The sequence below is a fragment of the Streptomyces sp. NPDC041940 genome (assembly GCF_055589465.1).
Genome location: NZ_JBVJBP010000015.1, coordinates 210,030 through 230,328, shown reverse-complemented (window position 1 = coordinate 230,328; position 20,299 = coordinate 210,030). Strand labels below are relative to the sequence as shown.

The window sequence follows — 20,299 nt, the reverse complement described above, 5'->3', positions numbered from 1 at the left end:
GGAGGCGAGCAGCCCGCAGCCGTAGGCGGCGTCCACGTGCATCCACACGCCGAACCGGCCGCACAGCTCGGCGATCTCGGGCAGGGGGTCGATCGAGCCGAAGTCGGTGGTGCCGGCGGTGGCGACGACGGCCATGGGGACCAGGCCCTCGCTCGCGCAGCGCTCCAGCTCGCGGGCGAGGGCGACCGTCTGCATGCGCTTGTCGTGGTCGACGGGGATCGAGACGACGGCGTCCGGCCCGAGGCCCAGCTGTTTGGCGGACTTCTTCACGCTGAAGTGGCTGACCTCGGAGGCGAAGATCCGCAGGTCGGCGAGGGAGTCGGTCTTGGCCTCCTCCCGGGCGAGGAGGAGCGCCTGGAAGTTGGACTGGGTGCCGCCGGAGGTGAAGACGCCGTCGGCGGCGGGACCCAGGCCGATGCGGGCGGCCGTCCAGTCGATGAGCTTGCGCTCGATGAGGGTGCCGCCGGCCGACTGGTCCCAGGTGTCCAGCGAGGAGTTGACCGCGGAGAGCACGGCCTCGCCGAGCACCGCCGGGATGACGACCGGGCAGTTGAGGTGGGCGAGGTAGCGGGGGTGGTGGAAGTAGATCGCGTCCCGGAGGTAGACGTCCTCCAGTTCGTCCAGCGCGGCGGCGGTGTCGCCCAGCGGACGGTCCAGGTCGATCGCGTCGATGGCGGGGGCGAGGGCGTCCACGGTGACGCCGGTGAACGGACGGTCGGTGGTGGCGAGTTTGGCCGCCACCCGCTCGACTCCTTCGGTCACGGAGCGGCGGTAGTGCTCCGCGGTGAGGCCATTGAGCAGGTGCGAGCGCATGTGGGGGTCCTCCGAGGGGACGGTCCGTGCGGGATCAACTTAGGTAAGCCTAACCTAACTTGGATGGTGCAGGACACACCTCTCCCGTGACGGGCGTCACGGGAGAGCGGGTGTACCCGGCTTACTCCGCGGCCCGGAGCTGTTCCTCCGTCATGCCCTGCCGCCAGTAGCCGACGAAGGTGACACGCCGCCGGTCCACCCCGCGCTCCCCGACGAAGTGCCGCCGCAGCGCCTTCACCTGCCCGGACTCGCCCGCGAGCCACACGTACGCCCGCTCGGTGCCGGGCAGTTCGGCGGCCCGTACGGCGTCGACGGCCATGGGGGCCCCGTCGTGCCGCACGAGCCACGTGATCTCCGCGTCCGCCTCCGTGCGCACGTCCTGGATGTCCCCGGCGTGCGGCACCTCCAGCCAGACCCGGGCCCGGGTGCCGGCGGGGAGGGACTCCAGGATCGCGGTCGCGGCGGGTACGGCGGTCTCGTCGCCGCACAGCACGACGAGCCCGGTGTCCTCCGGCGGGCGGAAGCGGATCGCCCGGTTGTCGGCGAGGGCCGGCCCGAGCAGCAGCACCCGGTCGCCGGCGGCGGCCCGGGAGGCCCAGCGGGAGGCGGGTCCGGCGGGGGCGGCCGTGGTGCCCGGCGCCGCGCCGTCCGCTATGCCGTGCAGGGCGAAGTCGATGTCGATCTCGTCGGGGTCGCGGCGCAGCGCCCGCAGCGTGTACGAGCGCATCACGGCCCGTACGTCGTCCGGCAGTTCCCGCCAGCCCTGCCACCAGCCGTCGCCCAGCTCCAGCGGGACGACGGGCTCGCTCTGCCCCGGGTGCGGCAGGAACAGCGACAGGGACTGGTCGCGCCCCAGCGAGTGGAAGGCGTGCAGATCGGGACCGGCGAAGGTGACCCGGACCAGAGACGGACCGAGCCGCCTCGTCCGTACGACCTGGAGGGAGAAGAAACGGAACGGGGCGGCTACGGCCGTCGTCATGTGGGCTCCTGGTGGACGTGGGGGAGTTCGGCGGACCTCAGGGGCGCGGGGAACTGCGCGACCAGCCACACACGGCCCGCAGTCGCCCACGATGCAAACCGCCCCTGTGACGTGGCGCCTAGCTGACCTTCTTGGCCTTTTCGAGGGCCTCGGCCAGATTCGTCAGCAGCGGCACGCACTTGTCGTACGACAGGATCGGCTCGGGGGAGCGCGGGATGACCTGGCCGGCCTTCACCGCGGGCAGCTTCTTCCAGGTGGCCTTGGTGATGTCGGCAGGCTGGATGGCCGAGGAGCGGTCGTCCATCATGATGATGTCGGCCTTGTACTTGTCGACGTTCTCCCAGCTGAGCGACTCGTACCAGCCGCCGCCCTGCTTCTTGGCGCTCTCCGGCGGCTCGACGAAGTTCACGCCGAGGGCCTTGAAGTACTCCAGGTCGATGGAGAGGTTGGTGCCGGAGACGTAGAACAGCTGGTCGCTGGCGCTGCCGGCCATCACCTTGATGTCGGGCTTGGCCTTGGCGGCGGCGCGCAGCCGGGCGGCGGCGTCCTCGAACCGCTTCTTCGCGTCGGTGACCTTGGCGGCCTTCATGTCCGCGCCGAGCGACTCGGCGAGGTCCCACATGCGCTGCAGCGGCTGGGTGAGCTGGCGGTCGTAGACGGAGACGGCGACGCTGGGGGCCAGCTGGGCGATCTTCTTCTTCGACTCCTCCGGGACGTACCAGAGGGTGCCGGTGTTGTCGAACATCGTGGTGATGAGCACGTCCGGGGCGAGGGAGGCGTACTTCTCGATGTTGAACTGGCCCCAGGCGTTGCCCAGGATCGTCAGCTTGCTGATGTCCATGTCGCCGGCCTGGACGTCCGCCTTGCCGCCGGTGGTCTTCGTGGGGCCGAAGACGCCCTTCACCTGGATGCCGTAGTCGAACAGCGCGGCGCCGACACCGGTGAACGCGACGATGTTCGCGGGGACCTTGTCCCGCTTCACGGTCGTACCGCGGTCGTCCTTGAAGGACCAGGGGCCGGACTTGCCGGCCTTGCCCGCCGTGCCCGAGTCACCGTCTTTGCCCTTGTCGTCCCCGCAGGCGGCAAGCGCGGCACCGAGACCGAGGGCGCCGCCGGCGGCGAGCAGGCCGCGGCGAGTGAAGTGGGTGGCACGGGCATGGGACATGGGTATGACTGCTTTCGAACGGGGCGAAGCGCCCGCCGGACAAGTTCCAGGTCAGGTTAGCCTAACCTCAGCTGATGTCCAGGGGGTAGGTGTTGTCCCGTTCAACCTGTGCGTGAACCGTGACGGCGGGGGACCGGACGGCCGGGGTGCCGCCGGTCCCGTGGGACCGTCAGCCCGTCAGCCCCAGCTCCCGCGCGATCAGCATCCGCTGCACCTCACTCGTGCCCTCGCCGATCTCCAGGATCTTGGAGTCGCGCCACATGCGGGCGACCGGGTACTCGTTCATGAAGCCGTAGCCGCCGTGGATCTGGGTGGCCTCGCGGGCGTTGTCCACCGCCACCGTGGAGGAGTGGAGCTTCGCGAGGGCCGCTTCCTTCTTGAAGGGGGCGCCGGACACCAGGCGGGCCGCCGCGTCGCGCCAGGCGAGGCGGGAGGTGTGGGCCTTCATCTCCATGTCGGCGATCTTGAACTGGATGGCCTGGTTGGCGGCGATGGGCTTGCCGAAGGCGTGGCGTTCCTTGGCGTACTTGAGCGACTCGTCCACGCAGCCCTGCGCCAGGCCCGTCGCCAGGGCGGCGATCGCGATGCGGCCCTCGTCGAGGATGCGGAGGAACTGGGCGTAGCCGCGGCCCTCCTCGCCCAGGAGGTTCGCGGCCGGGACGCGGACGTCCGAGAAGGACAGCTCGCGGGTGTCCGAGGCGTTCCAGCCGACCTTCGAGTAGGGGGCCGCGACCGTGAAGCCGGGGGTGCCCGACGGGACGATGATCGAGGAGATCTGCGGCTTGCCGTCCGGGGAGCGGCCGGTGACCGCCGTGACCGTCACCAGGCCCGTGATGTCCGTGCCCGAGTTGGTGATGAAGCACTTCGTGCCGTTGATCACCCACTCGTCGGTGGCGGAGTCCAGGCGGGCCGTCGTACGGGTCGCGCCCGCGTCGCTGCCGCCGTCCGGCTCCGTCAGGCCGAACGCGCCCAGGAGTTCGCCCGAGCACAGGCGGGGGAGCCACTCGCGTTTCTGGGCCTCCGTGCCGTAGCGGAAGACGGGCATCGCGCCGAGCGAGACTCCGGCTTCGAGGGTGATCGCGACCGAGGAGTCGACCCGCGCCAGTTCCTCCAGGGCCACGCCCAGCGCGAGGTAGTCGCCGCCCATGCCGCCGTACTCCTCGGGGAACGGCAGGCCGAACAGGCCCATGCGGCCCATCTCGCGGACGATCTCGTACGGGAACTCGTGCCGCTCGTAGAAGTCGCCGATCTTCGGTGCCACCACCTCGTGGGCGAACTCCTCGACCGTGCGGCGGAGTTCCTCCAGCTCGGGGGAGAGACGGTAATCCATCGTGATCAGTGCTCCTCGATGTCCACGAGGTCCTCGTGGGACAGGGCTCGGACGGTGCGGGACGGGCTGGGTCGGCCCAGGTGGCCGGCCATCCACGCGCTCGTGGCGACGAGGCGGCCGAGGTCGATTCCGGTGTCGATGCCGAGGCCCCGCAGCATCCACACGAGGTCTTCGGTGGCGAGGTTGCCGGTCGCCGACTTCGCGTACGGGCAGCCGCCCAGGCCGCCCGCGGAGGCGTCGATGGTCGTCACGCCCTGCTGGAGCGCCGCGAGCGTGTTGGAGAGGGCCTGGCCGTAGGTGTCGTGGAAGTGCACGGCGAGGGAGGTGGGCGGGATGCCCGCCTCGTCCAGCGCCGCGAGGAGTGCGACCACGTGGCCGGGGGTCGCCACGCCGATTGTGTCGCCCAGGCTCAGTTCGTCGCAGCCCATGTCCGTCAGGGCCTGGCAGACCTTCACCACCTGGGGGATCGGGACCGCGCCCTCCCACGGGTCGCCGAAGCACATGGAGAGGTAGCCGCGGACGTGGGCCCCCTCCGCCTTGGCCCGGGTGACGACCGGGTCGAACATCGCCAGGGCCTCGTCCACCGTGCGGTTGAGGTTGGCCTTGGCGAAGGACTCCGTGGCGCTGGCGAAGACCGCGATCCGGCGGGCTCCGAGGGCCAGGGCGCGATCCAGGCCGCGTTCGTTCGGGACCAGGACCGGCAAAGACACCGGAAGGTCGCTCACCATCGGGAACAGCCGTTCCGCGTCCGCCAGTTGGGGGACCCACTTGGGGTGGACGAAGCTCGTAGCCTCGATCGTCGACAGGCCCGCGTCGGCCAGGCGGTGGACGAACTCCGCCTTGATCTCCGTCGGGACCGTCGCCTTCTCGTTCTGCAGGCCGTCGCGGGCGCCCACCTCGTGGATGCGGACGCGGGACGGGAGGTCCTCGGCCGGGACCGTCATCGGGAGGCCGTTGGCTGTCATCACTCCGCCTCCTCGTGGGGTGCGATGACCGCAAGGACCTGGTCCATGGCGACCGTCGAGCCCGGCGCCACGTCCAGCTCCGTGACCTTGCCGGCGTGCGGGGCGGAGATGACGTGCTCCATCTTCATCGCCTCCACCACCAGCAGGCTCTGGCCCGCCGTCACCTCGTCGCCGACGGCGACCTTCACCACCGTCACCGTGCCGGGCATGGGCGCGGTGAGGGAGTCGGCGCCCGCGTGGGCCGCGCGGCTGAGCGACGCCGCCACCGGGTCGTGGTCGCGTACGTGCCAGGCGTCGCCGTCGCGGCCGAGCCAGTCGGCGGCGCGGTGGAAGGTGTGGCGGACGCCGTCCAGGGTGACCGAGACATGGTCGCCGGTGACCGTGGCGGTGCCGCGTGGGGTGTACTCCAGCTCCTCCTGGACCCTCAGATGGAAGGCCGGTTGCTTCGGCTTGCCGCCCAGACGCCAGCCGGACGGGACCGAGAAGGGGTCCGTCCAGCCGCCGGGTTCGGGTGCCAGCGCGTCCAGGCGTACGGCCGCCGCCGCCTCGTAGACCTCCTCCGGCACGTCCGAGGGGATCAGCCCCTCTACCTCGCGCTCGACCAGGCCCGTGTCCAGCTCGCCGGCGATCACCGCCGGGTGGGCGAGCAGGCGGCGCAGGAACCCGGCGTTCGTCTGCACGCCGAGCGTGACCGTCTCCGCCAGGGCCGAGCGGAGTTTGCGCAGGGCGGTTGCGCGGTCGGGGCCGTACGCGATGACCTTGGAGAGCATCGGGTCGTAGAGGCTGCCGACCTCCGTGCCCTCGGTGAGGCCCGAGTCGGTGCGGATGCCGTCGCCCTGCGGTTCGCGCAGTCGCAGGACCGTGCCGCCGGAGGGGAGGAAGCCGCGGGCCGGGTCCTCGGCGCAGATACGGGCCTCCACCGCGTGACCGGTGAGGCGTACGTCCGTCTGGGTGAAGCCGAGGGGCTCGCCCGCCGCTACCCGCAACTGCCACTCGACCAGGTCCAGGCCCGTGATCAGCTCCGTGACCGGGTGTTCCACCTGGAGGCGGGTGTTCATCTCCATGAAGTAGTAGGAGGACGGGTCGCCGCCGTTGACGATGAACTCCACCGTGCCCGCGCCCCGGTAGCCGCAGGAACGGGCCGCCTGGACCGCCGCCTCGCCCATCGCGGCGCGCGTCTCCTCGTCGAGGAGGACGCTCGGCGCCTCCTCGATGATCTTCTGGTGGCGGCGCTGGAGGGAGCACTCGCGCTCCCCGAGGTGGACGACCTGACCGTGGCCGTCGGCCAGGACCTGGATCTCGATGTGCCGGGGGCGGTCGATCCAGCGCTCCACGAGGAGGGTGTCGTCGCCGAAGGAGGCGCGGGCCTCGCGGCGGGCCGAGGCGATCTCCTCCTCCAGCCGGGTCAGGTCCCGCACCAGGCGCATGCCCTTGCCGCCGCCGCCCGCGCTCGGCTTCAGCAGCACGGGCGCGCCCAGCTCGCGGGCCGCCTCGGCCAGGTCCGGGTCGCGTCCGCCGGGCACCACGGGGACTCCGGCGGCCATGACCGTCTCCTTGGCGCGGATCTTGTCGCCCATGAGGGAGATCGCGTCGGCGGGAGGGCCGATGAAGACCAGGCCGGCCTCGGTGCACGCCCGCGCGAAGGCGGCGTTCTCGGCGAGGAAGCCGTAGCCGGGGTGGACCGCCTGGGCGCCGGTGCGGGCGGCGGCCTCCAGGAGGCGCTCCGCCGACAGATAGCTCATCGACGCCGGGGCCGGTCCGATCCGGACCGCCGTGTCCGCCTCACGGACATGCCGGGCGTCGGCGTCCGCGTCGGAGAAGACGGCCACCGAGCGCACGCCCATCGACCGCAGCGTACGGATGACGCGTACGGCGATCTCGCCCCGGTTGGCCACAAGTACTGTCTCGAACATCGTCGTCCGTCCCCTCACATCCGGAAGACGCCGAACTGGGGGTCACCCAGGGGCGCGTTGGCGCACGCGGTCAGGGCCAGGCCCAGGACCTGACGGGTGTCCAGCGGGTCGATCACGCCGTCGTCCCAGAGGCGCGCCGTCGCGTAGTAGGCGCTGCCCTGCCGCTCGTACTGGGCGCGGATCGGGGCCTTGAAGGCGTCCTCGTCCGCCGCCGGCCAGGACTCGCCGCGCGCCTCCAGCTGGTCGCGCTTGACGGTCGCGAGGACCGAGGCGGCCTGCTCGCCGCCCATGACGGAGATCTTGGCGTTGGGCCACATCCACAGGAAGCGGGGGGAGTACGCCCGGCCGCACATGGAGTAGTTGCCCGCGCCGTAGGAGCCGCCGACCACGACCGTCAGTTTCGGCACGCGGGTGCAGGCCACCGCCGTGACCATCTTGGCGCCGTGCTTGGCGATGCCGCCCGCCTCGTAGTCCTTGCCGACCATGAAGCCGGAGATGTTCTGGAGGAAGACGAGAGGGATGCCGCGCTGGTCGCACAGCTCGATGAAGTGGGCGCCCTTCTGGGCGGACTCGGAGAACAGGATGCCGTTGTTGGCGACGATGCCCACCGGGTGGCCGTGGATCCGGGCGAAGCCGGTGACCAGGGTCTGGCCGAACTCGGACTTGAACTCGGCGAACCGGGAGCCGTCGACCACGCGCGCGATGATCTCGCGGACGTCGTACGGCGTGCGGGAGTCGACCGGCACCGCGCCGTAGAGGCTGTGCGGGTCGACCTTGGGTTCCGTCGCCTGCGTGACCTCCCAGGGGAGCGTCCCGCGCGCGGGGAGGGTGGAGACGATGGTGCGGACGATGCGCAGGGCGTGCGCGTCGTTCTCCGCGAGGTGGTCGGTGACGCCCGAGACGCGGGAGTGGACGTCGCCGCCGCCCAGCTCCTCCGCCGTCACGACCTCGCCGGTGGCCGCCTTCACCAGGGGCGGGCCGCCCAGGAAGATCGTGCCCTGCTCGCGGACGATCACCGCCTCGTCGCTCATCGCCGGGACGTACGCCCCGCCCGCCGTGCAGGAGCCGAGGACGGCGGCGATCTGGGGGATGCCGGCGCCGGACATGCGGGCCTGGTTGTAGAAGATCCGGCCGAAGTGGTCGCGGTCCGGGAAGACCTCGTCCTGCATGGGGAGGAAGGCGCCGCCGGAGTCCACGAGGTAGACACAGGGGAGGCGGTTGTCGAGGGCCACCTCCTGGGCGCGGAGGTGCTTCTTGACCGTCATCGGGTAGTACGTCCCGCCCTTGACGGTGGCGTCGTTGGCGATGATCATGGTCTCGCGGCCGCTGACCCGGCCGATGCCGGCGATGACACCGGCGGCCGGGGCCTGGTCCTCGTACATCCCGTCCGCCGCGAGCGGGGCCAGCTCCAGGAACGGTGAGCCCGGGTCGAGGAGGGTGTCGACGCGGTCGCGGGGGAGCAGCTTGCCGCGCGCGGTGTGACGGGCGCGGGACTTCTCGCCGCCGCCCTGGGCCGCTGTGGCGAGCTTGGCGCGCAGCTCGTCGACGAGGGTGCGGTGTGCCTCCTCGTTGGCCCGAAAGGGCTCCGACGCGGGGTCCGCCGCGGTCGTGAGCTCCGGTGCCTCGTGCATCCTGCGGGTCCCCTCACCTTGTTAATGAGCGTTAACGCATTTCCTTCAGGTTAACGACCGCTAACCTCCCTGTCTAGAATTGTTTTCATGGCAACCAGGACCGACGCACCCACCCGCCGCGAGCAGATCCTCAAGGAGGCCGCCCGGCTCTTCGCCGAGCGGGGCTTCCACGGGGTCGGAGTCGACGAGATAGGGGCCGCGGTGGGGATCAGCGGGCCCGGTCTCTACCGGCACTTCGCGGGCAAGGACGCGATGCTCGCGGAGCTGCTGGTGGGGATCAGCGGGCAGTTGCTGACCGGGGCGAAGCGGAGGCTGGCGGAGGCGGACGGGGAGGTCGGGGCGGAGGCGGTCCTCGACTCGCTGATCGAGGGGCATATCGACTTCGCGCTCGACGACCGTCCACTGATCACCCTGCACGACCGGGAGCTGGACCGCCTCCGGGACAGCGACCGCAAGATGGTGCGGCAGCTGCAGCGGCAGTACGTGGAGCTGTGGGTGGGTGTGGTGCGCGAGGTCTACCCGGGGCTGGCGGAGCCCGCCGCGCGGTCGGCCGTGCACTCGGTGTTCGGGCTGCTGAACTCGACGCCGCATCTGGGCAGGGCCGGGGCGCTGGCCGGGCGGGGGGCGGTCGCGGAGCTGCTGCACCGGATGGCCCGGGGGGCGTTCGCGGCGGCGGGTGAGTGACGGGCCCGAGTCCCCGGTGGCGTGACGAGCGTTACCACCCACACCCTGGACGCTTGTTGATACTGGCCGGTATCTTGGGGTGAGCAAGCGCTTAGACATACCGAGGTCCGTGGAGGTGGCGGCGTGCGCCGTACGGTGTTCAACGAGGATCACGAGGCGTTCCGGGAGACCATCCGCGCCTTCATCGAGGCCGAGGTCGTACCGGTGTACGACGAGTGGTTCGCCGCCGGTCAGGCGCCGCGCGACTTCTACTACAAGCTCGGCGAGCTGGGCGTCTTCGGCATCAACGTGCCGGAGGAGTTCGGCGGCGCGGGCCTGGAGAGCTACAAGTTCGAAGCCGTGATGTACGAGGAGACCGCTCGCGCCGGTGTCCAGTTCGGCGGCTCCGGCGTCCACGTCCTGCTGGGCCTGCCCTACATCAAGCTGCTCGCCACCGACGAGCAGAAGAAGCGGTTCCTGCCGAAGTTCGTCTCCGGCGAGGAGATGTGGGCCATCGCGATGACCGAGCCGGGCACCGGCTCCGACCTCGCGGGCATGAAGACCACCGCCAAGCTCTCCGAGGACGGCACGCACTACGTCCTCAACGGCTCCAAGACCTTCATCACCGGCGGCGTGCACGCCGACCGCATGATCGTCTGCGCCCGCACCTCCGCGCCCACCGCCGAGGACCGCCGCCACGGCATCTCCCTCTTCGTCGTGGACACCAAGGCCGAGGGCTACTCCGTCGGCCGCAAGCTCGACAAGCTCGGCCTGAAGACCTCCGACACCGCCGAGCTGGCGTTCGTCGACGTCAAGGTCCCCGTCGAGGACATCCTCGGCGAGGAGAACAAGGGCTTCTACTACCTCGGCCACAACCTGGCCTCCGAGCGCTGGGGCATCGCCTTCGGCGCCTACGCCCAGGCCAAGGCCGCCGTACGGTTCGCCAAGCAGTACGTCCAGGACCGCACCGTCTTCGGCAAGACCGTCGCGTCCTTCCAGAACACCAAGTTCGAGCTGGCCGCCTGCCAGGCCGAGGTGGACGCCGCCGAGGCCGTCGCCGACCGCGCCACCGAAGCCCTGGACGCCGGTGAGCTCACCCCCGCCGAGGCCGCCTCCGCCAAGCTGTTCTGCACCGAGGTCGCCCACCGCGTCATCGACCGCTGCCTCCAGCTGCACGGCGGCTACGGCTTCATGAACGAGTACCCGATCGCCCGCCTGTACGCGGACAACCGCGTCAACCGCATCTACGGCGGCACCAGCGAGATCATGAAGTCGATCATCGCGAAGGACATGGGCCTGTAAACCGACCGTAGTGACTGGCCGGTACAACAGTTGTCATGAGTAAGGCACTTCAGGACCTCCTCGATCTCCTCGACCTCGAGCAGATCGAGGAGGACATCTTCCGCGGCCGGTCCCGGTCCGCCGTCGTCCCCCGGGTCTTCGGCGGGCAGGTCGCCGCGCAGGCGCTCGTCGCCGCCGGGCGGACGGTCCCCGAGGACCGGCCCGCGCACTCCCTGCACGCGTACTTCCTGCGCCCCGGGGACCCCGGCGCGCCCATCGTCTACACCGTCGACCGGATCCGCGACGGCCGCTCCTTCACCACCCGCCGGGTGGTCGCCGTCCAGCACGGCAAGCCGATCTTCCATCTCTCGGCGTCGTTCCAGGTGTACGAGGACGGGCTGGACCACCAGGAGCCGATGCCGGCCGCGCCCGACCCCGCCACGCTGCCCACCGGTGAGGAACGGCTGCGCGGCTACGGCCATATCGACCCGGCCGTGGTGGAGAAGTTCGCGGAGGCGCGGGCGGCCGTCGATCTGCGGTACGTCGAGGAACCGCCGTACGGGAAGTTCGGCGAGCCGCGCGAGCCGCACTCGCAGGTGTGGTTCCGCACCAACGGCAAGCTGGGCGGCGCGGTCGACGAGCCGCTGCTGCACATCGTCCTCGCCACCTACGTCTCCGACATGACGCTGCTCGACTCCGTGCTGCTCGCGCACGGGCGGGGCGGCTGGGCCGTCGGCGACGTGGTCGGGGCCTCGCTGGACCACGCGATGTGGTTCCACCGGCCGTTCCGGGCGGACGAGTGGCTGCTCTACGACCAGGAGTCCCCGTCCGCGTACGGCGGCCGGGGACTGGGACAGGCCCGTATCTACACGCAGGACGGGCGCCTCGCCATCTCCGTGATCCAGGAGGGCGTGGTCCGCGTCCCGCGCGACGAGACCTGACGAGAGCTGACGAGACCTGACGGGACCTCTAGCTGAGGCCCGCCTCCGCCAGCAGGTACGCCGTCATCGGGTCGTAGTGGCGTGGGCTGACCACGTGGTCGTCGAGGGGCACCGTCACCTGCACGGTGCCCTCGGCCTCGGCGATGAAGAGGGCCGGGTCGTTGCAGTCGGCGTAGCCGACGGAGTCGACGCCGTGCTGGCCCGCGTATCCCGCCCAGCCGTGGTCGGCGACGACCAGGTCGGGCAGGGGGCGGCCCTCGCGCTCCATGGCCGTCAGGATCGCCTTCATCGGCTCGCCCGAGTGGGTGTGCCAGAGGGTGGCGCCGTGCTCCAGCACCGCCACGCTCGCGAACTGCATGACGTAGCCCTCCTCCGTCGTCAGGCCGTCCGGGATGACGACGATCTCGCAGCCCGCCGCGCGCAGCGCCGCCGCGGTCGAGCTGTGCACGTCGAGCAGGCCGCCGGGGTGGCCGGTGGCGAACAGCACCCGCTGCTGCCCGTCCGCCGCCTTGCGCAGCCGCCCGGCCATGCGTTCGAGCCCGGCGACGGTCAGCTCCGGGTCGATGGTGTCCTGGCCGTACCGGTGCTCGGGGTCGTCGTTCACGCCCACCCGTTCCGCCATCACCGCGAGGACGTCCTGCTCGTCGGTCCAGCGGGCGCCGAGTTCCAGGCCGAGCCAGTAGTGGCGGTCGTTGTTCGCCAGCTTGCGGTAGTGGGAGAGGTTGTTCTCGCGGGGGGTGGCGACGTCGCCCGCGATGCGCGTCCTGACGAGGTGGTCGACGAGTTCGGCGCGGCTGGGTGTCCCGGGTATCGGCATGCCAACCATTGTGAGGCAGCCGCCTGTGGGCGTCCCTGGCGTATCGAACGCTGGGATGTGCGTCACGTACCTAGAAGGGACACCGCTCCCGTACTCAGATGTGCCGTAGCGCGAACCAGAGTTCCATCCGTACGTCCGGGTCCTCCAGGTCCGTCTCCAGCAGCGTGGCGCACCGTGTGATGCGCTGGCGCACGGTGTTGCGGTGCACGGACAGGGCGACGGCCGTGCGGTCCCAACTGCCGTGCAGGGAGAGCCAGGTGCGCAGGGTCTCGGTGAGCGCGGGGTGTGCCGTGACGGGGGCGAGGAGGGTACGGGCGTGGGCCGTCGCCTCGCCGGGCGGGACCAGGTCGGCGAGGGCGGGGCGCGGGGCGTGCCGCAGCAGCGGGGTCCGGGTGGCGCGGGCCCGGGCCAGGGCGCGGGCCGCCTGGGTGTCGGCGGCGGGCCAGTCGTGCGGGGCGACGGCGGCGCTGACGCCCAGGGTCCAGCCGGGCAGCGGGGCGGGTGCCCGGTCGGCCGGGACCAGGACCCGTACGACGTCACCCGCCGGGTCGACCAGGGCGGAACCGAGCGCGGCGCCCAGCGCGGAGGCCGCGACGGCGTCCGGAGCGCCGTCCTCGTCCGGCCGGGCGTGCACGACGACCCACCTCTCACCCCCGAGCAGCGACGCGACCTCCGCGGGCGGCGCGCCCAGCAGCAGCCGCACCAGCGCGGATGATCGAGCGGCACCGGTGCCGCTCTGCTGCTCGCCGGTCAGCAGGGAGAGCAGCACGGCGGCGACGGAGGCGACGGTGTGGTCGCTGGGGGACCGCTGCGGCGTCGCGACCCCGAGCGCGAACCCGTGTCCGGCGCCGAGCGCGTAGGCGGCGAGGTGGATACCGGCGGTGGTGTCGGTGGCGGAGGTGGGGTGCGGGGACCCGCCGGGCCCCTCACCTCCAGGCCGCACCACCCCCGCCAGCCCCTCCAGTGCCGACGCCGCCTCCTCCCCGGGCCTCCGGCCCGCCCCCGCGATCTCCGCCCCCTCCGGCCCGTACAGCACCGCCCACCCGCCCAGCCGCTGGGCGAGCTGGCGGAGGACCGAGGGGACCGGGTCGGGGCGGGAGGCGGCGGAGGCGAGGCTCTGCTGGGCCTCGGTGACGCGGCGGAGTTCGGCGAGGCGGGACTGGGCCATCAGCTGCCAGACCGCGCGGGCCACGCCCGAGAAGGTGGTCTGCGGCGGCACCTCAAGGAGCGGCAGGCCGTGTGTCTCGCAGGCCGTGACCAGCGCCGCCGGCACCGTGTCGTGCACCGGCGCCACCCCGAAGCCGAGGGCCGCGCCGCCCGCCGCCACGATCCGCGAGACGTAGTCGTCGAAGTACTCCCCCAGTCTCGACTTCGCTCGACCGGGGGGACCCCCATCCGACCCCGCCGCCTCCGGGATGTGCACGCCCGCCGTGAGCAGCAGCTCCCCGCCCAGCAGATACGGATACGGGTCCGCCATCTCCGAGGTGTGCACCCAGTGGACGACGGTGCCGGCGTCCACCGGACCGGCGATCCGGCGCAGGGAGAGGTCCTCCCGGGCCAGGAGGGACGTGAGGAGGACGGGAGGTGTCGGAGGGACCGCCGGGTCCGGCATGGTGTGTGCGTTCCCTCCAGCCGAGGCCGCTCGAATAGATGAAACGTACACTTCGCAGTCGCTTTCCGGCCACCTAGTGTCAGTGCTCGTCAACCTCGTCCCCCGCGACCGAGACCTGCGCCCTGTGCGTGCGCGAAGGAGGCCCCATGGCCGTCGACTACCTCGTGATCGTCGTCTACCTGGCCGGAATGCTGGCCATGGGCTGGTGGGGCATGCGCCGCGCCCGCTCCAAGAGCGAGTTCCTGGTGGCGGGCCGCCGGCTCGGCCCGGCCATGTACTCCGGCACCATGGCGGCGATCGTCCTCGGCGGCGCCTCCACCATCGGCGGTGTGGGCCTCGGCTATCAGTACGGCCTCTCCGGCGCCTGGATGGTCTTCACCATCGGCCTCGGCCTGCTCGCCCTGTCCGTCTTCTTCTCCGCCCGCATCGCCCGGCTGAAGGTCTACACCGTCTCCGAGATGCTCGACCTGCGCTACGGCGGCCGGGCCGGGGTGATCTCCGGTGTCGTCATGTGGGCGTACACCCTCATGCTCGCGGTGACCTCGACCATCGCGTACGCCACGATCTTCGACGTCCTGTTCGACATGAACCGCACGCTCGCGATCGTCCTCGGCGGCTCGATCGTCGTCGCGTACTCCACCCTCGGCGGGATGTGGTCGATCACCCTGACGGACATGGTGCAGTTCGTCGTGAAGACCATCGGCGTGCTGCTCCTGCTGCTGCCGATCGCCGTGGTGAAGGCCGGCGGGTTCAGCGAGATGAAGGCGCAGCTGCCCACCGAGTACTTCGACCCGCTCGGCATCGGCGGCGAGACGATCTTCACCTACGTGCTGATCTACACCTTCGGCATGCTCATCGGGCAGGACATCTGGCAGCGCGTCTTCACCGCCCGCAGCGACACGACCGCCAAGTGGGGCGGGACCGTCGCCGGTACCTACTGCCTCGCGTACGCCCTCGCCGGTGCCGTCATCGGTACCGCGGCCAAGGTGCTGTACCCGAAGCTCGCCAGCCCGGACGACGCCTTCGCGACGATCGTGAAGGAGGAACTGCCCGTCGGAGTGCGAGGGCTGGTGCTGGCCGCCGCCCTGGCCGCCGTGATGTCGACGTCCTCCGGCGCGCTGATCGCCTGCGCCACCGTCGCCAACAACGACATCTGGTCCCGGCTGCGGGGCATGGTCAAGGCGCCGGGCGAAGGAGCGGAGGAGCGCGACGAGGTGAAGGGCAACCGGGCTTTCATCCTGATCATGGGGCTCGCGGTCATCTGCACGGCCATCGCCATCGACAACGTCGTGGAGGCGCTGACCGTCGCGTACAACCTCCTCGTCGGCGGTCTGCTCGTGCCGATCCTCGGCGGCCTGCTCTGGAAGCGGGGCACGGTCCACGGCGCCCTCGCCTCGGTCGTGGTCGGCGGACTCGCGGTCGTCGCCCTGATGGCGACGTACGGCATCCTCGCCAACGAGCCCGTCTACTACGGCCTGCTCGCCTCCCTCGCCGCCTATCTGGCCGTCTCCTTCGCCACCCCGGCCACCGACGCCGCCGTCCTCGCCGCCTGGCGCGAGCGCCTCGCGGGACGGGTACCCGAGCCCGAGTCCGAACTCGCGTCCGAACCGGCCGCGACTCCCCGGTAAGGTCATAAGGCAAGCAGTACATACGCGATGAAGCGTAGGAAAGAAGGCATTTCTTCATGAGCAGCAACGAGACTCCCCGCGGGCCCGTCGACTCCTCCCGCGTTCCGCGGTACGCGGGCCCCGCGACCTTCGCCCGGCTGCCCCGGCTGGACGAGGTCGGCGGACGGGCCGATGTCGCCGTGGTGGGCGTGCCGTTCGACTCGGGTGTCTCGTACCGGCCGGGCGCCCGCTTCGGCGGCAACGCGATCCGTGAGGCGTCCCGGCTGCTGCGCCCGTACAACCCGGCGCAGGACGCCTCGCCGTTCGCCCTCGCGCAGGTGGCGGACGGCGGCGACATCGCCGTCAACCCGTTCAACATCAACGAGGCCGTCGAGACCGTCGAGGCCGCCGCCGACGACCTGCTCGGCACCGGCGCCCGCATGATGACCCTCGGCGGCGACCACACCATCGCGCTGCCCCTGCTGCGCTCGGTGGCGAAGAAGCACGGCCCGGTCGCCCTGCTGCACTTCGACGCCCACCTCGACACCTGGGACACCTACTTCGGCGCCGAGTACACGCACGGCACCCCCTTCCGGCGCGCGGTCGAGGAGGGCATCCTCGACACCTCCGCCCTGTCCCACGTCGGCACCCGCGGCCCGCTCTACGGCAAGCAGGACCTCACCGACGACGAGAAGATGGGCTTCGGCATCGTCACCTCGGCGGACGTCTACCGGCGCGGCGCCGACGAGGTCGCCGACCAGCTCCGCCAGCGCATCGGCGACCGGCCGCTGTACATCTCCATCGACATCGACTGCCTCGACCCGGCCCACGCGCCCGGCACGGGCACGCCCGAGGCCGGCGGCATGACCTCGCGCGAACTGCTGGAGATCCTGCGCGGGCTGTCGTCCTGCAACCTGGTCTCCGCCGACGTCGTCGAGGTGGCCCCCGCGTACGATCACGCCGAGATCACGTCGGTGGCCGCGTCCCACACGGCGTACGAACTGACCACGATCATGTCCCGCCAGATCGCCGCGGCCCGGAAGGACTCGGAAGCGAAGTGACTCACGACCACGACCTGGTTCTCCGCCCGACGCCCGCCCAGACGGAGGCCGCCCTCAACCCGCCCCCCGGCCGCAACGGCGGAGACCTGGTCGTGGAGACGCTGGCCGGTCTCGGCGCGACGACCGTCTTCGGTCTGCCCGGCCAGCACGCGCTCGGCATGTTCGACGCCCTGCGCCGCTCGGACCTCCGCTACATCGGCCTGCGGGTGGAGAACAACGCCGGGTTCGCCGCCGACGCCTACGGCCGGATCACGGGCGAGGCCGCGCCCCTGCTGCTGTCGACGGGGCCGGGGGCCCTGACCTCCCTCGCCGCGCTCCAGGAGGCGGCGGCGGCCTCCGCGCCCGTGCTGGCGATCGGCAGCCAGATCCCCAGCGCCGGCCTGGGCGGCGGCCGGCACGGCTATCTGCACGAACTGCCCGACCAGGCGGCGTCGTTCCGGGGCGTGGTCAAGTCGGTCCACACCGTCCGCACCCAGTCGCAGATCCCCTCCGCCATCGAGGCGGCCTGGAAGTCGGCACTGACCGCCCCGCACGGCCCGGTGTGGGTGGAGATCCCGCAGGACGTGCTGCTCGCGCCCACGGTGATCCCGGTGGTGACGGGCGGCGACGCCTTCCCCGAGGAGCTGCCGCCGCGCCCCGAACTGACCGCCGTAGCGGCGCACTTGCTGTCCCAGGCCGAACGCCCGGCGATCATCGCGGGCGGGGGAGTCGTACGGGCGGACGCCTCCGGCAAGCTGAAGCAGCTGGCGGAGCTGCTCCAGGCACCGGTCGTCACCACCCCCGGCGGCAAGGGCGCCTTCCCCTGGAAGCACCCGCTGTCGCTCCAGTCCTGGATCGAGGACCGGCACACCACCGACTTCCTGGAGGACGCGGACGTCCTCCTGGTGGTCGGCTCGGGACTCGGGGAACTCTCCTCGAACTACCACACGTTCAAGCCGCGCGGCCGAGTGATCCAGATCGAGGCCGACCTCGGCAAGCTGGAGTCCAACCACCCGGCCCTGGGCATCCACGCGGACGCCCGCCTCGCGCTCCAGGCGCTGCTGGAGACGGTGTCGGAGCGGACGGACCCGGACGCCCCGGAGCGCGTACGCGAGGTGCTGGGGAAGGTCGCCGAGCGCATCGCCTCGCAGGAACTCACCCTGGAACAGGACGTGCTGGCGTCCGTCCGCAGGGCGCTCCCGGCCGACTCCCCGTCGTTCTGGGACATGACGATCCTCGCGTACTGGGCCTGGTCGGCGTTCGACGCCAAGGGCCCCAACCACATGCACTCCGCCCAGGGCGCGGGCGGCCTCGGCTACGGCTTCCCGGCGGCACTGGGAGCCGCGGCGGCCGACCCGACCCGGCCGGTCCTCGCGGTCTCCGGCGACGGCGGCGCCCTGTACTCGATCGCCGAGCTGGCGACGGCCCGCCAGTACGACCTGAACGTCACCTGGCTGATCGTCGACGACGGCGGCTACGGCATCCTGCGCGAGTACATGAGCGACGCGTTCGGCGAGGCGACCGCGACGGAACTGACCCGGCCGGACTATGTGGCACTGGCGGAGTCCTTCGGCGTCCCCGGGGTCCGGACGTCCCCGGAGACCCTGGAGCGGGACCTCGCGAAGGCGCTCGCCGCGCCCGGGCCCTCGGTGGTCCTGCTCCCGGCCGTGCTGCGGATGTTCGCGCCGACGCATCTGGGCTGAGCCGCGGCCGGACCGGCCGGGCCGTGTTTCCTCTCTCCTCACATGGGCCGGGCAGGGCGGGGCACTCGTGTGTCAGTCCACCTGTGAGGGGAGTCGATCATGGTAGTCGCCGTCGTCATCGGCGTGTGTGTGGTCCTGGCCGTCCTGGCCTTCTTCGTGCCCCGTCTCTCTCGCCGCCCCGAGCGCGGCACACAACGTACGCTCGGAGCGGGGGCGCGGGCCGGCGGCAAGGCGCCCGGTGTTCTGGGCCGGCTCTTCAGCAAGCCCTTCCACAGCAGCTCGCGCGCGGTGAGCCGCAGCGGTTCCGCGGGTCGCCGCACCCGCGGCCGCATGCCCTTCTGACCGACGGTGGGGGCCGAGCGGGGAGCGCGGTGATGAACACCGAGGACACCGAACACGCCGAAGCCACCGGCGACGCGGGCAAGCTGCTGGACGGGCTGACCGTGGATGCCAGCCGACGGGAGCGGCCGATCCTGCTGGACGCGGACGGGCGTCCCATCCGGACCTGGCAGGAGAACCATCCGTACGACCGCAGGGTGGGCCGCAAGGAGTACGAGCGGACCAAGCGCGTCCTGCAGATCGAACTGCTCAAGCTCCAGCGGTGGGTCAAGGACACCGGCGCCCGCCTGGTCGTCGTGTGCGAGGGGCGTGACGCGGCGGGCAAGGGCGGCACGATCCAGCGGCTGACCGAGCGGCTCAACCCGCGCGGCGCACGCGTGGTCGCCCTGGACAAGCCCACCGAGCGCGAGACGGGCCAGTGGTACTTCCAGCGGTACATCGCGCAGCTGCCGACGGCCGGGGAGATCGTCCTGTTCGACCGCTCCTGGTACAACCGGGCCGGCGTGGAGCGCGTGATGGGATTCTGCTCCAAGGACGAGTACGAGCTGTTCCTCGACCAGTGCCCGGCCTTCGAGCGGATGCTGGTCGACGACGGCATCGTGCTGGTGAAGTTCTGGTTCTCCGTGTCCCGCACCGAGCAGCGCACCCGCTTCGCGATCCGGCAGGTCGACCCGGTGCGCCAGTGGAAGCTCTCGTCCACCGACCTGGCCTCGCTGGATCTCTGGGACGACTACACCGAGGCGAAGGTCGACATGTTCCGGGCCACGGACACCGCGCACGCCCCCTGGACCGTCGTCAAGAGCAACGACAAGAGACGCGCCCGGCTGGAGACCATGCGGAGTCTGCTGTCGCGCATCGACTACGCCAGCAAGGACCGCGAGGCGGTCGGCATGCCCGACCCCCTCATCGTCGGCGCCGCCGACACTCTCCTGGAGCCCGGCGAGGAGGACACCACGCTGTCACCCACTCCGCTGTCCCCCGGCGCCGACGGCCCCGGCAAGCACCCCGGGACCGACTGACACTCATTCATCGGTGCCGGTACCGGTGCCGGCGGGGCGGAAGCATGCCGTCACCGTCTTGCCGTGCCGCTGGCACCTCATCCCCCACTCGTCGGCGAGCTTGCGCACGATGGCCACTCCGCGGCCGCCGACATCCCCCGGCTCCGCCTCGCGCCGGCGCGGCAGCGTCGGATCCTCGTCGTGGACGCTCACATGAAGGCAGTCACCGTCCCACGTGAGGACCAGATGCGCGTCACTGTGCGCGTGGATGTGCGCGTTGGTGATCAGCTCGGACACGGCCAGCACGACGGTGTCCACCGTGTCCGGCTCGGCGGCGGCCCAGGGCAGGGACGCGAGACGCCCCCGTGTCCACTGCCGCCCGGCGCGCACTCCCTCCGACATGGGGAACGAATGCGCCCACCCCATCGCCTTCACCGCCACCGCCCCGACCTCCCGTCCTTCGACCGCACAGCGTGTGCCTGAACCGGGTACCCGGCACCCG

General features: G+C 71.5%; 18 protein-coding genes. 8 read left to right on the top strand and 10 right to left on the bottom strand.

What is annotated here, in order from left to right; genetic code table 11:
- The 7 genes from ACZ6I3_RS25335 to ACZ6I3_RS25305 form a co-directional block, all read right to left on the bottom strand.
- Positions 1-813: pyridoxal phosphate-dependent decarboxylase family protein (locus ACZ6I3_RS25335; RefSeq protein WP_469417596.1), on the bottom strand; the 813-nt coding region annotated here is incomplete at its 3' end.
- 121 nt (positions 814-934) lie between these two features.
- A complete protein-coding gene (locus ACZ6I3_RS25330; protein WP_469417595.1) occupies positions 935-1,792 on the bottom strand; it encodes a siderophore-interacting protein in 858 nt (285 codons plus the stop codon).
- A 118-nt stretch (positions 1,793-1,910) separates the two neighbouring features.
- A complete protein-coding gene (locus ACZ6I3_RS25325; protein WP_208876491.1) occupies positions 1,911-2,957 on the bottom strand; it encodes an ABC transporter substrate-binding protein in 1,047 nt (348 codons plus the stop codon).
- Between the two features lie 169 nt (positions 2,958-3,126).
- Positions 3,127-4,287, bottom strand: coding sequence for an acyl-CoA dehydrogenase family protein (locus tag ACZ6I3_RS25320; RefSeq protein ID WP_469417593.1), 1,161 nt, complete (start codon positions 4,285-4,287; stop codon positions 3,127-3,129).
- A 5-nt stretch (positions 4,288-4,292) separates the two neighbouring features.
- Positions 4,293-5,252, bottom strand: coding sequence for a hydroxymethylglutaryl-CoA lyase (locus ACZ6I3_RS25315; protein WP_469417592.1), 960 nt, complete (start codon positions 5,250-5,252; stop codon positions 4,293-4,295).
- On the bottom strand, positions 5,252-7,165 hold the full coding sequence (locus ACZ6I3_RS25310; protein WP_469417590.1) for an acetyl/propionyl/methylcrotonyl-CoA carboxylase subunit alpha: 1,914 nt from the start codon (positions 7,163-7,165) through the stop codon (positions 5,252-5,254). Before ACZ6I3_RS25310 ends, ACZ6I3_RS25315 begins: the two co-directional genes overlap by 1 nt.
- Before the next feature lie 14 nt (positions 7,166-7,179).
- Complete coding sequence (locus tag ACZ6I3_RS25305) at positions 7,180-8,796, bottom strand: carboxyl transferase domain-containing protein (protein ID WP_469417588.1); 1,617 nt, start codon at positions 8,794-8,796, stop codon at positions 7,180-7,182.
- Positions 8,797-8,883: 87 nt separating this feature from the next.
- Here ACZ6I3_RS25305 and ACZ6I3_RS25300 point away from each other — a divergent pair, with 87 nt between their 5' ends.
- The 3 genes from ACZ6I3_RS25300 (at position 8,884) to ACZ6I3_RS25290 (ending at position 11,681) form a co-directional block, all read left to right on the top strand.
- Positions 8,884-9,480, top strand: a complete 597-nt coding sequence (locus ACZ6I3_RS25300; RefSeq protein ID WP_399026846.1) for an SACE_7040 family transcriptional regulator — start codon at positions 8,884-8,886, stop codon at positions 9,478-9,480.
- A gap of 123 nt (positions 9,481-9,603) precedes the next feature.
- Positions 9,604-10,761 (top strand): acyl-CoA dehydrogenase family protein, encoded by a 1,158-nt coding sequence (locus ACZ6I3_RS25295; protein ID WP_469417586.1) that lies wholly within the window; start codon positions 9,604-9,606, stop codon positions 10,759-10,761.
- Positions 10,762-10,796: 35 nt separating this feature from the next.
- Entirely contained in the window at positions 10,797-11,681 is an 885-nt protein-coding gene (locus ACZ6I3_RS25290) for an acyl-CoA thioesterase (protein ID WP_399026848.1), read from the top strand.
- Positions 11,682-11,709: 28 nt separating this feature from the next.
- Here ACZ6I3_RS25290 and ACZ6I3_RS25285 read toward each other — a convergent pair whose 3' ends face one another.
- Together ACZ6I3_RS25285 and ACZ6I3_RS25280 are read right to left on the bottom strand one after the other, a co-directional pair.
- Positions 11,710-12,498, bottom strand: coding sequence for a phosphatase (locus ACZ6I3_RS25285; RefSeq protein ID WP_469417583.1), 789 nt, complete (start codon positions 12,496-12,498; stop codon positions 11,710-11,712).
- A 94-nt stretch (positions 12,499-12,592) separates the two neighbouring features.
- On the bottom strand, positions 12,593-14,110 hold the full coding sequence (locus tag ACZ6I3_RS25280) for a helix-turn-helix domain-containing protein (RefSeq protein WP_469417581.1): 1,518 nt from the start codon (positions 14,108-14,110) through the stop codon (positions 12,593-12,595).
- A 146-nt stretch (positions 14,111-14,256) separates the two neighbouring features.
- On the opposite strand from ACZ6I3_RS25280, the gene ACZ6I3_RS25275 reads away from it, so the two are divergent.
- From ACZ6I3_RS25275 to ppk2, 5 genes are all read left to right on the top strand, one after another.
- On the top strand, positions 14,257-15,738 hold the full coding sequence (locus tag ACZ6I3_RS25275; protein ID WP_469417580.1) for a sodium:solute symporter family protein: 1,482 nt from the start codon (positions 14,257-14,259) through the stop codon (positions 15,736-15,738).
- A 56-nt stretch (positions 15,739-15,794) separates the two neighbouring features.
- Positions 15,795-16,778 (top strand): agmatinase, encoded by a 984-nt coding sequence (speB, locus tag ACZ6I3_RS25270; protein WP_215121222.1) that lies wholly within the window; start codon positions 15,795-15,797, stop codon positions 16,776-16,778.
- Positions 16,775-18,460 carry a thiamine pyrophosphate-binding protein gene (locus tag ACZ6I3_RS25265; RefSeq protein WP_469417578.1) on the top strand — a complete coding sequence of 562 codons (1,686 nt, stop codon included), beginning with the start codon at positions 16,775-16,777 and terminating at the stop codon, positions 18,458-18,460. The genes speB and ACZ6I3_RS25265 overlap by 4 nt, the downstream gene beginning before the upstream one ends.
- Before the next feature lie 99 nt (positions 18,461-18,559).
- Complete coding sequence (locus ACZ6I3_RS25260; RefSeq protein WP_469417576.1) at positions 18,560-18,802, top strand: DUF6411 family protein; 243 nt, start codon at positions 18,560-18,562, stop codon at positions 18,800-18,802.
- Between the two features lie 32 nt (positions 18,803-18,834).
- Entirely contained in the window at positions 18,835-19,818 is a 984-nt protein-coding gene (ppk2, locus tag ACZ6I3_RS25255; RefSeq protein WP_469417575.1) for a polyphosphate kinase 2, read from the top strand.
- 3 nt (positions 19,819-19,821) lie between these two features.
- Here the strand turns inward: ppk2 and ACZ6I3_RS25250 are convergent, their stop codons facing one another.
- A complete protein-coding gene (locus ACZ6I3_RS25250) occupies positions 19,822-20,238 on the bottom strand; it encodes an ATP-binding protein (RefSeq protein WP_469417574.1) in 417 nt (138 codons plus the stop codon).
- Positions 20,239-20,299 lie beyond the last annotated feature (61 nt).